The following is a 12,682-nucleotide window of genomic DNA, read 5'->3' on the forward strand; positions in this document are numbered from 1 at the left end:
GGCGCCCGGATCATGGCTGTTACCGCACTCGCAAGCGCGGAGGGCAAGCGTCCCTCCGCGCGGTTGCGACGCCTCGAGGACGAGCGCTGGCTGGCGCTCGCCCTTCTCACGCCGACGGCGGTGCTGCTCGGCCTGTTCATCGCCTACCCGTTCGTCGAAGGCGTGCTGCTGTCGCTCAGCAGTGCCCGCGTCGGCGACCCCGGCCACTTCGTCGGTTTGAAGAACTTCCAGAAGATCTGGAACGACAGCATCTTCCACACGACCGTATGGAACACGTTCTGGTACACGGGCGTGACAACGGTGTTCAAGCTGGCGCTGGGCCTGTGGCTGGCGATCCTGCTCAACCGGCACTTCAGGGGCAAGGCGATCATCCGCGCCTTCATTCTCCTGCCGTTCATCATCCCGACGGTGCTGTCGACCTTCGCCTGGAAGTGGATGTTCGACCCGACCTTCAGCGTCATCAACTGGACCCTGTTCCAGCTCGGGCTGATCACGACGCGCATCAACTGGCTCGGCGATCCCGATCTCGCGATGACGTCGATCATCGTGATCAACATCTGGCGCGGCGTGCCCTTCTTCGCCATCACCCTGCTGGCCGGCCTGCAGACCATCAGCCCGGAACTGCACGAGGCTGCCGCCATCGACGGCGCCCGGCCCTGGTCGCGCTTCTGGCATGTGACGTGGCCCCTGCTCATGCCAGTCACGCTGGTGGTCGTACTGTTCTCGGTGATCCAGACCTTCGCCGACTTCCAGCTCGTCTACGTCATGACCGGCGGCGGCCCGGCCAATGCCACCCACCTCTTCGCCACCTATGCCTACCAGCTCGGCATCGGTACGGGACTGCTGTCCGAAGGCGCCGCGATCTCGCTGGCGATGTTTCCCTTCCTGTTCATCATCGTGGTGGCGCAGCTCCTGTACATTCGCCGGGTGGAAACCAGATGAGCCGGGAGATCCGCCGATGATCGAAGGCGCGCTGTGGCGGCGATGGGTCTTCTACAACATCCCGCTGATCCTGTTCGTGTTCGTCCTGCTGTTCCCGTTCTACTGGATGATCATCACGACCTTCCGGCCGGACGGCGAGCTGTACCGGCCGTGGAACGCGGTCAACTACATGCCGTTCTGGACGAACAATCCGACGATCGAGCACATACTCTATCTGTTCGAAGAGACCAATTTCATGCGCTGGATGCTGAACACGATGATGATCGCGTTCGTATCCACGGTGATCTCGCTGTTCTGCGGCGTGCTGGCGGGCTACGCGCTCGCCCGCCTCAACTTCCCCTATGCCGGCGGCCTCGGCACCGCGATCTTCATCACCTACCTGGTGCCGCAGACGCTGCTGTTCATCCCGCTGGCGGAGATCATCCGCAACTTCCAGCTGGGCGACACGCCCTGGTCGCTGATCCTCACCTATCCGACGTTCCTGATCCCCTTCTGCACCTGGCTGATGATGGGCTACTTCAAGGCGATCCCGAAGGAACTGGAGGAGTGCGCTCGCATCGACGGCGCCTCGCGCTGGAAGGCGATGGTCTACATCGTCATCCCGGTCGCCGTGCCCGGCATCCTGTCCTCCGGCATCATCGCCTTCACGCTATCGTGGAACGAGTTCATCTATGCGCTCGTCTTCCTCTCCTCGCCGGATCAGAAGACCGTGCCCGTCGGCGTCACCTCGGAGCTGATCCGCGGCGACGTCTTCTTCTGGGGACCGCTGATGGCCGGCGCCCTGCTGGGCTCGATCCCGGTGGCGATCGTCTATTCATTCTTCGTCGAACACTACGTCTCGGGCCTGACCGGGTCGGTGAAGGGGTAGCGCATCATGGCCGAGGTCAGCATCCGCAAGCTCAACAAGATGTTCGACGTCACCCACGTGGTGAAGGACGTCGACCTCGAGATCCGCGACAAGGAGTTCGTGGTCCTGGTCGGTCCCTCGGGCTGCGGCAAGACGACGACGCTCCGCATGGTGGCCGGGCTCGAGGCCATCACCTCCGGCCAGATCCTGATCGACGATTCGGTGGTGAACGAGGTCCCGCCGATGGATCGCGACATCGCCATGGTCTTCCAGAACTATGCGCTCTATCCGCACATGAGCGTCGCCGGCAACATGGCCTTCGGTCTCAAGATGCGGAAATTCGCGAAACCCGAGATCGAGACCCGCATCAAGCGCGCTGCCGCCATCCTCGGCATCGAGAACCTGCTGGAGCGCAAGCCGCGGCAGCTTTCCGGCGGCCAGCGCCAGAGGGTTGCGCTCGGCCGGGCGATCGTGCGCGATCCCAAGGTCTTCCTGTTCGACGAGCCGCTCTCCAACCTCGACGCCAAGCTGCGCGTGCAGATGCGGGTGGAGCTGAAGAAGCTGCACGAGCGGCTGGGCACGACGGCGATCTACGTGACGCACGACCAGGTCGAGGCGATGACCCTCGGCGACCGCGTGGTGGTGATGAAGGACGGCTGGGTCCAGCAGGTGGGCGAGCCGCTCGAACTCTACAACACGCCGGCCAACCGCTTCGTGGCGGGTTTCATCGGCTCGCCGGCGATGAACTTTATCGAGGCCACGCTCGGCGAGACCAACGGCGCCGTCGTGGCCGAGGCGCCCGGCCTGCGCCTCACCTTGCCTGGCCCCCAGGCCGCGCGTGCCCGCGCCAGGGCCGGCCGCACGGTCACGCTCGGCATCCGCCCGGAGGACGTGCACATCGCGACCGACAGGGACGCACCCGACCTCTGCTTCGACGCCACTGTCGAGGTCGTGGAACAGCTCGGTTCGGAGATCCTGCTCGACACGCGGGTCGGTCCCGCAACGGTCGTCGCCAGCGTCGAGCCCACGATGCGCATCCGCAGCAACGACCGGCTGCACCTGTCACTGAAGCCCGAGCGCCTGCACCTGTTCGACGCGGAGACCGAGGCGGCGATCTGAGTGATCAAGGGAGCGCGCAATTCCAGTTGCGCTCATACCTCGCTGATCGACGGCGCTTGGGCGCCACTGGAGTGGCGCGCTCCAATGAGGATGCTTGCCCGCTTAAGGCGTCGGCCCGCTCCACGACTCCAACACGTCCCACTTCGCCTTGCGCTGCTCGCCGCGCGGCTTCTTGAAGTCGTGGCCGTAGGGCGACGTGTCGAACGAACCGTAAGTCGGGTTGGCCAGCATCAGCCACTGCTTGCCCCAGTAGGGCATGGCCGCCTCGAACACCTTCACCCGGTCGCTCTCGCTGCTGCGGTAGCGGTCGTCGAAATCGCCGAGATTGTCGCCGATGTTCAGCAGGATGCGATAGTCCTTCGCGATCGCGGCGCGGCGGGCGCTCTTGGCGCCGGTCCATTCGGGCTTCTCGCCCTGCATCAGGAACGTGTCGACGTTTCCGCCCATGGGAAAGCCGAGCTTCGCCATGTTCTCGCGCGTGTCCTTCTCGGTCTCGGCGCCGCGGTTGGTGACGTAGAAGACCTTCACGCCCTTCGCCTCGGCATACTTCGTGAATTCGACGGCTCCGGGAATCGCAGCCGAGATCTGGGCGGCGCAGAACTGGTTCCAGCTCTTCGTGCTGAAGCTCTGGTCCGCCCGCATCAGCCAGACCTGATATTTCGAGTTGTCGAGCAGGGTCTCGTCGACATCAAGCACGACGGCCGGCGGCAGGTTCTGGAAATCGCCCGTCTGCTCGCCCGGCGCCGCCGTCCAATTCCTGTCGGACAGCGCCTCGTCGAGGCGGATCCGTGCCAGCGCGTACACGGTGAGCGCATTGGCCTTGTATTCGACGGCGCGCTGGATCCACAGATTCGCCAGCAGCAGATCGTGCGCCGGCGGAACGTCCTGAGCGCGGACCGCGCCTCCGGAAAGGACGGCGAGGAGAAGGGCGAGGATCAGGGACTTGCGAGCGCTCATGGCGATATCCTCTCCAGCAACAGCCGCCGGGTCGCCGCATCGGCAAAAGACGCCTCGATCGTCGTGCGGGCGATGCCGCGCAGGTGCCCCTCGTCGAGGCCGGCTAGGTCGTATTCGGTGCCCAGCGTCGTATGGAAAAAGGGTGGATCGTCCGAGTTCAGCGTCACCCTGACGCCGGCCGCGATCAGCCGATGAAGAGGATGCGAGGTCCGGTCGGGATAGAGTCCAAGCGCAACGTTGCTGCCCGGACAGACCTCCAGGACGATGCCGCGCCGCGCCAGCTCCTCCATCAACGCCGGATCGTCCGCCGAGCGCACGCCATGGCCGATGCGCGTCACGGGCAGGTCGCGGATCGCGGCCCATACGCTCTCCGGACCCACGACCTCGCCGGCATGGACGGTGCAGCCGTAGCCGTTGTCGTGCGCGAGGCGGTAGGCCGGCGCAAAATCGGCCGGCGCGAACTTGGCCTCGTCGCCGCCCATGCCGAAGCCCACCACATAGGGATGCGGCTCGGCCAGCATGGCACGGACCATCGCTTCTGCCCGCTCCGGTCCGAGATGGCGGATGCAGATGATGATGATGCGACCGACGATGCCGAACTCGCGCCGTGCGTCGTCGATGCCCTGCGCCAGCGCCTCGAGCCACTGCACATAGGAGATGCCGAGCGCGGCCGGCCGCTCGGGCGAGCAGAACATCTCGACATAGACCGCGCCCTCGCGTGCCGCCCCGGCGAGGTAGCTGTAGATCACATCACGGAAGTCACGCGGCTTCTTGAGAGCCGTACAGACGCGGTCGTAGGAGTCGAGGAAGCTCCAGAAATCCTTCCAGGCGTAATGCCCCTTCTCGTCGAACAGGTTGGGCGGCAGGATGAGGCCGTTTCGTTCGGCCAGTTCGACGGCCAGCTTCGGCGGAATCGAGCCTTCGAGATGGCAATGGATTTCAGCCTTGGGAATCACGCAAATCCTCGGAGCGGCAGGTCGGGTCGTTGCAGCCAGTTGTCCTTCGGATAATCGGCCCGAGCGTCGATCAGGTGCAAGCTGTAGGCATGACGCGGCCGCGACGAACGGTTGGCGGTACTGGCATGGGGCAGGAGCCCGTGCAGGACGATCAGGGTACCGCGCCGGACTTCCAGCGCAACCGGCTCGACCTCCGGCCAGGGCGTGGCATCGAGCGTCCGGGTGACGAGTTCGCCGTCCCGATAGCCGAACCACTGGCGCAACGGTCCGCGATGGGCACCCGGCAGCGCGACCAGGCACCCATTGCTCCGGTCGGCATTGTCGAGGGCGATCCAGAAGCCGATGACGCTGGCCGGTTCGGTACGCAGGAAGGTCGCGTCCTGGTGCCAGCCGACCTCGGCACCGACATGCGGCTGCTTGAACAGGTACATCGACTGCAGCAGGAGCGGCTCTTGGAGGCCAAGGGCCTCCGCGAGCGCGGCCAGCCGCGGCTGGCGCGAAAAGCGGTCGAACACCGGATCCAGGTCATGGAGCGCGTGCCCCATCTTGTTCAGCTGGCCCGGCGCCTCCGCCTCGACGAAGAAGCGGATGGCACCGCCCGATTCGCGAAAGTAGCGGTCCCTCGCATGGGCCTGATCGACGGTCGAGAAAGCCGTGGGTGCGCCCGCCGGCTCGAATCCGGCCACGAGTTCGGCAGCGCGCGCCTCGAGAGCCTCGCAGTCCTCGATCGGGACGAAATCCGGCAGGATCGCGAAACCGTCTCGTGCATAGGCGTCGAGGTCGATCACAGCGCGACCCGTTCGAGGATCGCAGGCCTCTCGGGCGGCGCCTCCTCTTCGATGCGCACGGCGCGGCGTATCAAGGAAATCGCCGCGTCGGCATCGGCCTCGCTGGCGGCATGGACGAGGCAAAGCGGCTCGCCGCTCCGAATCTGCCGCCCGACATCGACGAACCCGGTGAGGCCGACCGATGTATCGATGGCATCGTCGGCGTGCCGGCGGCCGCCGCCCAGTTCGACGACGGCAATGCCGACCTCGCGGGCATTCATTCCGACGACATGGCCGGATCGCTCGGCCGTACAGGCCTTCACCACCGGGGCGCGGCCGAGATAGCGGGCGCCATGTTCGAGGAAATCGCCGGGTCCGCCCAGGGCCGAGACCATGCGGGCGAAAGTCTCGGCAGCGCGCCCGTCGACGAGCGCGGCCTCGGCCCTGGCCCGGCCCTCGCCGACATCCGCCACCAGTCCACCCAGCGCCAGCATCTCGCCCGCCAGCGTCATTGTGACCTCGTGCAGGCGCGGCTCGCGCACGCCGCTTCCCGTGAGATAGGCCACGGTTTCCACGACTTCGAGGGCATTACCGACCTCGCGGCCCAGCACCCTGTCCATGTCGGTGATCAGCGCCACGGTCGGCAGCCCGGCACGGTTGGCGACATCGACCAGGCTTCGGGCAAGATCGCGCGCCATCTCCTCGGTGTCGCAGAAGGCGCCGGAGCCGCACTTCACGTCCATCACCAGCCCGTCCAGCCCCTCGGCGACCTTCTTGCTGAGGATCGAGCTCACCAGCAGCGGGATCGATTCGACGCTGCCGGTGACGTCGCGGGTCGCATAGAGACGCCGGTCGGCCGGCGCCAGATCGTCGGTCTGGCCGATCACCGCGCAGCCGACCTCGCGCACGACCCGACGGAACGTGGTGATGTCGGGCTGCACGTTGTAGCCGGAGATGGCGGAAAGCTTGTCGAGCGTGCCGCCGGTATGGCCGAGACCGCGACCCGAAATCATGGGAACGAAGCCGCCGCAGGCGGCCACGATGGGCGCCAGCATCAGGCTCACCTTGTCGCCGACGCCGCCGCTCGAATGCTTGTCCAGCACCGGGCCGGGCAGGTCGAGGTCGCGCCAGTCGAGCATGATGCCCGAGCGCGCGAGGCCGAGCGTCAGCGCGACACGCTCCGGCACGGTCATGCCACGGAAGAACACGGTCATGGCAAAGGCCGCGACCTGGCCCTCACTCAAACCGCCGTCGTGGATGCCGCGCACGACGAAGGCGATCTCCTCTGGCGTTAGTTCGTGCCCGTCGCGCTTCCGGCGGATGATCTCCTGCGGCAGCATGTCAGGCGCAGCGTTCGAGGAAGGTGCGCAGAACGCGCCGCACCTTGTCGCCTGCCGCGGCCGCCACCGAGAGGGTCTGCTCATGGGCCAGCGTGCCCGGCACGAGGCCCGCGGCGTAGTTCGTCACCAGCGACAGGGCTGCGACCTTGAGGCCGGCATAGCGCGCCAGGATGGTCTCGGGAGCCGTCGACATGCCCACGGCATCGGCGCCCAGCACACGCGCGGCGCGGATCTCGGCCGGCGTCTCGAAGCTCGGCCCGCTGAAGAAGATGTAGACGCCCTCATGGCACATCACGTTCGCGGCCTTGGCCGCTTCCAGCAGCTTGGACCGCAATGTCGGATCGTAGGCATCGACCATGTCGACGAAACGGCGATCGCCCGTTGTCACGCCGAACAGCGGATTGATGCCGGCGAAATTTATGTGATCGCTGATCGCCATCACCGAGCCCGGCGGCATGTCAAGGCGCAGGCTGCCGGCCGCATTGGTCTGCACCAGGGTCTCGCAGCCCAGGCCGGCCATTGCCTCGATGGCGCCCTTCATCTCGTCGGCCCGGCCGCGCTCGTAGTAATGCGCTCGGCCCTGCAGCACCGCGACAGGCGTCTTGCCGACATGACCCAGCACCAGACGACCCGCATGGCCGCCGACGGTCGGCTGCGGGAAGCCTGGCAGATCGGCGTAGGGAATCGTGGCGATCGCCGTGACTTCCTCGACGAAGCCACCGAGGCCCGAGCCCAGGATCAACGCGACCTTCGGCCGGTACCCCGGCGCTGCGCGCCCGAGAACGTCGCTCACGGTCAGGCGAAATGCTGGGGGCCGAAGGACATCGGCAGGAGCTGCCCCAGGGTCACCGTGCGATGCAGCCCATCGGGACCGCAGAGATGGACCTGGACGTCGTCTCCGGCAAACTCGCGCAGCTTCTGCCGGCAGCCGCCGCAGGGCGTGATGACTTCCGGGCCGGGCCCGACCACGACGCATTCGAGGATGCGCTTGTGACCCGCCGCGACCAGGGCGGCGATGGCACCTGCTTCGGCACAGAGCCCCTGCGGATAGGCCGCGTTCTCGACGTTGCAGCCGCCATGGATCGAGCCGTCCTCGGCGCGCAGCGCGGCACCGACATGGAATTTCGAATAGGGCGCATGGGCGCGCAGCATCATGCGCTGCGCCATATGGAGAAGGTCGTTCATCTCAATGCTCCTTCTCGTAAGGCACGCCGGCCGCCTTCGGCGCGACGGTGCGGCCGATGAAGCCGGCCAGCAGGAATAGTGTCAGAAGATAGGGCAAAGCCTGGATCAGTTGCACCGGGACTTCGCCGATACCGGGCAGCTTCACGCCCTGCAGGCGGATGGCGATCGCATCGAGCAGGCCGAAGGCGAGGCAGGCCGCGAAGGCCGGCACCGGCCGCCAGCGCCCGAAGATGATGGCCGCCAGGGCGATGAAGCCCTGCCCTGCGGTCATGTCGCGGCTGAAGCCGGCATTCTGCGCGATCGACAGGTAGGCACCCGCCAGGCCGGCGAACAGGCCGCAGATCAGCACCGCGCGGTAACGCAGCCACGACACGGAAATGCCGGCGGCATCGACCGCCAGCGGCACCTCGCCCACGGCGCGCAGCCGGAGGCCGAAGCGCGTGCGCTCGATCACCCACCAGGCGAAGGGCACGGAGAGAAGCGCGACATAGACCAGGATGTTGTCGCCAGCGACCGGGAAGAAGATCGGGTTGAGACGCTCCATCCCGGCCAGCGGTGGCGTCTGGCCCCCGCGCCCGAACCACGCTGTGCCCAGCACCACGGTGAGGCCCATCGCCAGGATGTTGATCGCGATGCCGCTCACGACCTGGTTGCCGCGATGGGTGATGCAGGCGAAGCCGTGCAGCAGCGCAAACATCTCGGCGGCCAGGATCGCGGCGCCGACGCCGGCCCAGGCGGAGCCGGTGAGCGATGCCGTGGCCGCCGCGAAGAACGCCGCCATCAGCATCTTGCCTTCGAGCCCGACATCGATGATGCCGCTCTTCTCGGAGAACAGCCCGCCCATGGCGCAGAGCACCAGCGGCGTCGCCACCCTCAGGGTGGCGGCGAGCGTCGCGACGACGAGGGTGAGCGTCTCCTCCATCTCAGCCTTTTCGCGCGAACAGCGCCTGCAGCCACGGCCGCGGCAGGTGGACGAGCGCGCCCGAGAACAGGATCACCAGCCCCTGGATCACCACCACCATCTCGCGGGTGATCGTGGGAATCTCGAAATTCAGTTCGGCTCCGCCCTGCTGCAGCGCGCCGAACAGCAGCGCCGCCAGAACGATGCCCAGCGGATGGCCCCGTCCCATCAGCGCCACGGCGATGCCGGTGAAGCCGTAGCCGGCGGCGAAATCGAGCACGAGCCGGTGATGCACGCCCAGCAGTTCGTTGACCGCGACGCCGCCGGCCAGCGCGCCGGACAGGCACATGGCCAGCATGGTCGTGCGCTTCAGGTTGGTGCCTGCGTAAAGGGCCGCTTCCGGATTCTGCCCCATGGTACGCAGCCCGTAGCCCCATGGCGTATGCCACAGGAAGATCCAGATGCCGGCGCACGCCAGAAGCGCCAGCAGCAGCGACAGGTTGAGCGCCGACGGCGCGACCGCGATGCCGATCCACTGCAGCGCGGCCTGCATCGACGGCACCGAAGCGGAGGCGGCGAAGCCGCGGCTCTGCGGCGTCATCGAGCCCGGCGCGATCAGCACGTTCACCATCAGGTAGACCATCAGGGCCGAGGCCACGAAGTTGAACATGATGGTGGTGATGACGATGTGGCTGCCGCGCCAGGCCTGCATCCAGGCGGGAATGGCGGCCCACGCCGCACCGAAGGCCGCCGAGGCCAGGATGGCAAGCGGGACCATGAGCGGCCCCGGCAGATAGCGGTCGAGCGCCAGCACGGCGAGGCCGCAGCCCAGCCCGCCGATATAGGCCTGCCCTTCACCGCCGATGTTGAACAGGCCGGCATGGAAGGCGACCGCGACGGCGAGGCCGGTGAAGATGAAATTGGTGGCGTAGTAGAGCGTGTAGCCGATCGACTCGGAGGAGCCCACGGCGCCCAGGACCAGCAGCTTCAGCGCATGGAAGGGATCGACACCGATGATCGCCACGATCAACCCGACGAGGAAAAACGCCATCGCGATGTTGGCGAGCGGCAGCAGGCCGACCTCGACCCAGCCCGGCAGCGGACGGCGCGATGCACTCATGCCGCTCGCGCACCCGCCATCATCAGGCCCAGGGCACGCTCGTCCGCCTCGCCGGCCGCCACCTCGCCCACGATGCGGCCGCCGAACATCACCAGGATGCGGTCGGCCAGCGACAGGATCTCCTCCAGCTCGACCGATACGACCAGCACGGCGCAGCCGGCATCGCGGCTCCTGATCAGCTCGCGACGGATGAATTCGATGGCGCCGATATCGACGCCGCGCGTCGGCTGCCCCACCAGCAGCACCTTGGGATTGCGCGCCATCTCGCGCGCCAGGATCAGCTTCTGCTGGTTGCCGCCCGAGAAGTTCGCCGAGCGCAGGCCCGGCGTGCGCGGCCGCACGTCGAAGCGCTCCATGAGATCGGCGCAGTACTTGCCGACCGCGGGCCCGTCCATGAGGTAGTTGTGGCAGAACGGCTCGCGATCCTGATAGCCGAGGATCGAAGTCTCCGACGCGAGGAAGTCCGGCACCAGCCCCTGCCGCAGCCGGTCTTCCGGCACATGGGCGACACCCAGAGCGCGCATTTCGGCCGGATCGGCCGGGTGGGCGGCGTCAACCTTGCGCCGGCACACTTCCATCTCGCCGCCGGTTGGCGGCCGGATACCCGAAAGGACCTGCAGCAATTCGGTCTGGCCGTTGCCGGAAACGCCGGCGATGCCCACGATCTCCCCCGCCCTCACCTCGAGCGAGATGTCGTCGAGCAGGCGGATGCCGCGGCCATCGACCAGCGACAGGTGTCGCGCCGCCAGCATCGTCTCGCCCTGCCGTGACGGTCCCTTGTCGAGATCGAAGCGCACCTTGCGGCCGACCATCAATGCGGCGAGTTCATCCGCCCGCGTCTCCGCCGTCCGCCGCTCCGCCACCACCTCGCCGCGGCGCATGACGATCACCTTGTCCGTGACGGCCAGGATCTCACGCAGCTTGTGCGTGATCAGCACGACCGTGACACCGCGGTCGCGCAACAGGCGGAGGATCTGCAGCAGCCGATCGGTCTCCTGCGGCGTGAGCACGGCACTGGGCTCGTCCAGGATGAGGATGCGTGCGCCGCGGAGAAGCACCTTGAGGATCTCGACGCGCTGCTGTTCGCCCACCGACAGGTCGCCAACGCGCGCATCGGGATCGACGGCCAGGCCATATTCACCGGCGAGCCGGCCCAGCTCGGCCCGCGCCGCCGCGAGTCCGCCAGCCAGCAGCGCCCCGCCTTCGGCGCCCAGGATCAGGTTTTCCAGAACGGTGAAGCTGTCGATCAGCATAAAATGCTGGTGGACCATGCCGATGCCGTGGTCGATGGCGTCGCGCGGACTCGCCATCTCGACCGGCTTTCCATCGATCAGGATCTCGCCCGCATCGGCGCGATGGAGTCCGTAGAGGATGCTCATCAGGGTCGACTTGCCGGCGCCGTTCTCACCGACGATGCCGGTGATGCTGCCGCGTTCCACCCGCAGCGAGGCGCCGCGCACCGCGTGCACGCTGCCGAACGACTTTTCGATTCCCCGAAGCTCGATGGCAGCGTCGGCCGTCAGCTCTTGCACGAATTGTTGCTCATATAGTCGTGGACGACGATCTGGCCCGAGATGATGCCAGCCTTCGCGGCCTCGACCGCGGCCTTCATCTGCGGCGTGATGAGCTTCTCGTTGTCCTTGTCGAGCGCCCAGTCGACGCCGCCTTCCTTGAGGCCCAGCACCTGCACGCCGCCCTTCCACTCCTTGTTCCTCGCGGCCTTGAAGCTGTCGTAGGCCGCGAGATCGACGCGCTTCAGCATCGAGGTCAGCATGTTGCCGGGATGCAGATGATTCTGGTTGGAGTCGACGCCGATACCGAGCTTGCCGCGGTCCTTGGCCGCCTGGAGGATACCCAGCCCGGTGCTGCCCGCGGCGGCATAGACGACGTCGACCCCACGGTCGAACTGGCCCTTGGCCAGCTCGGCGCCGCGGCCCGGATCGTTCCAGGCAGCCGGGGTCGTCCCGGTCATGTTGGTGATCAGCTCCGCATTGGGACTGGCGTACTTGATGCCCTGCTCGAAGCCGCACTGGAAGCGGCGCACCAGCGGAATGTCCATGCCGCCCACGAACCCGATCTTGCCGGTCTTCGAGGCCATCGCCGCCAGCACGCCAACAAGGAAGGAGCCTTCCTGTTCCTTGAACACGACCGACTGGACATTGGGCAGGTCCACCACGCTGTCGATCACGGTGAAGTGGATGTTGGGGAATTCCCGGGCGACCTTGTCGAGAGCGACCGCCTGCGCGAAGCCGACCGCGATGATCGGATCCTGGCCGCGCTGGGCGAAGCGCCGCAGCGCCTGCTCGAACTGGGTCTCGTTGCTGGGCTCGAACTCCGCGACGGCGATGTTCGTCTCCTTCTTGAACCGCTCGGCGCCCTGCCAGACTCCCTCGTTGAACGATTTGTCGAACTTGCCGCCGGTGCTGAAGACCACGGCGGGCTTGATGGCGACGGTCTGTGCGTGCGCGATGGCAGCGAGGCCCAGGGCCGCCAGCACGGAGATCAGGGAGCCAACCCAGCGTTTCATTACCATTCCCATGTTGTTGAT

The 12,682-nt window shown here is 66.8% G+C and carries 13 protein-coding genes; 3 read left to right on the plus strand and 10 right to left on the minus strand.

Annotated features, from left to right (window positions below; all coding sequences use genetic code 11):
- Positions 1–12 precede the first annotated feature (12 nt).
- The 3 genes from Q0Q48_RS13940 to ugpC are packed head-to-tail and all read left to right on the plus strand — an operon-like array spanning position 13 to position 2,908.
- A complete protein-coding gene (locus tag Q0Q48_RS13940; protein ID WP_295138557.1) occupies positions 13–942 on the plus strand; it encodes a carbohydrate ABC transporter permease in 930 nt (309 codons plus the stop codon).
- Positions 943–958: 16 nt separating this feature from the next.
- On the plus strand, positions 959–1,810 hold the full coding sequence (locus Q0Q48_RS13945) for a carbohydrate ABC transporter permease (RefSeq protein WP_295138559.1): 852 nt from the start codon (positions 959–961) through the stop codon (positions 1,808–1,810).
- A 6-nt stretch (positions 1,811–1,816) separates the two neighbouring features.
- On the plus strand, positions 1,817–2,908 hold the full coding sequence (gene ugpC, locus Q0Q48_RS13950; RefSeq protein ID WP_295138561.1) for a sn-glycerol-3-phosphate ABC transporter ATP-binding protein UgpC: 1,092 nt from the start codon (positions 1,817–1,819) through the stop codon (positions 2,906–2,908).
- Between the two features lie 102 nt (positions 2,909–3,010).
- Here the strand turns inward: ugpC and Q0Q48_RS13955 are convergent, their stop codons facing one another.
- Genes Q0Q48_RS13955 through Q0Q48_RS14000 form a run of 10 tightly spaced genes read right to left on the minus strand, consistent with a single transcriptional unit; the run spans position 3,011 to position 12,661 of the window.
- A complete protein-coding gene (locus Q0Q48_RS13955; protein ID WP_295138563.1) occupies positions 3,011–3,865 on the minus strand; it encodes an HAD family acid phosphatase in 855 nt (284 codons plus the stop codon).
- Positions 3,862–4,821: an adenosine deaminase gene (add, locus tag Q0Q48_RS13960; RefSeq protein WP_295138565.1), complete on the minus strand. Its 960-nt coding sequence runs from the start codon at positions 4,819–4,821 to the stop codon at positions 3,862–3,864. The genes Q0Q48_RS13955 and add overlap by 4 nt, the downstream gene beginning before the upstream one ends.
- Positions 4,818–5,609: a phytanoyl-CoA dioxygenase family protein gene (locus Q0Q48_RS13965; protein WP_295138567.1), complete on the minus strand. Its 792-nt coding sequence runs from the start codon at positions 5,607–5,609 to the stop codon at positions 4,818–4,820. The genes add and Q0Q48_RS13965 overlap by 4 nt, the downstream gene beginning before the upstream one ends.
- A complete protein-coding gene (deoA, locus tag Q0Q48_RS13970) occupies positions 5,606–6,928 on the minus strand; it encodes a thymidine phosphorylase (protein ID WP_295138569.1) in 1,323 nt (440 codons plus the stop codon). The genes Q0Q48_RS13965 and deoA overlap by 4 nt, the downstream gene beginning before the upstream one ends.
- Before the next feature lies 1 nt (position 6,929).
- Positions 6,930–7,721: a purine-nucleoside phosphorylase gene (locus tag Q0Q48_RS13975; protein ID WP_295138571.1), complete on the minus strand. Its 792-nt coding sequence runs from the start codon at positions 7,719–7,721 to the stop codon at positions 6,930–6,932.
- A 2-nt stretch (positions 7,722–7,723) separates the two neighbouring features.
- Positions 7,724–8,113, minus strand: coding sequence for a cytidine deaminase (locus tag Q0Q48_RS13980; protein WP_295138573.1), 390 nt, complete (start codon positions 8,111–8,113; stop codon positions 7,724–7,726).
- 1 nt (position 8,114) lies between these two features.
- Positions 8,115–9,035: an ABC transporter permease gene (locus Q0Q48_RS13985; RefSeq protein WP_295138575.1), complete on the minus strand. Its 921-nt coding sequence runs from the start codon at positions 9,033–9,035 to the stop codon at positions 8,115–8,117.
- Between the two features lies 1 nt (position 9,036).
- Positions 9,037–10,134, minus strand: a complete 1,098-nt coding sequence (locus Q0Q48_RS13990; RefSeq protein WP_295138577.1) for an ABC transporter permease — start codon at positions 10,132–10,134, stop codon at positions 9,037–9,039.
- Positions 10,131–11,657, minus strand: coding sequence for an ABC transporter ATP-binding protein (locus tag Q0Q48_RS13995; protein ID WP_295138835.1), 1,527 nt, complete (start codon positions 11,655–11,657; stop codon positions 10,131–10,133). Before Q0Q48_RS13995 ends, Q0Q48_RS13990 begins: the two co-directional genes overlap by 4 nt.
- Positions 11,654–12,661, minus strand: a complete 1,008-nt coding sequence (locus Q0Q48_RS14000; protein WP_295138579.1) for a BMP family ABC transporter substrate-binding protein — start codon at positions 12,659–12,661, stop codon at positions 11,654–11,656. The genes Q0Q48_RS13995 and Q0Q48_RS14000 overlap by 4 nt, the downstream gene beginning before the upstream one ends.
- Positions 12,662–12,682 lie beyond the last annotated feature (21 nt).

The organism is uncultured Reyranella sp. (assembly GCF_945957355.1).
Taxonomy (GTDB): Bacteria; Pseudomonadota; Alphaproteobacteria; order Reyranellales; family Reyranellaceae; genus Reyranella.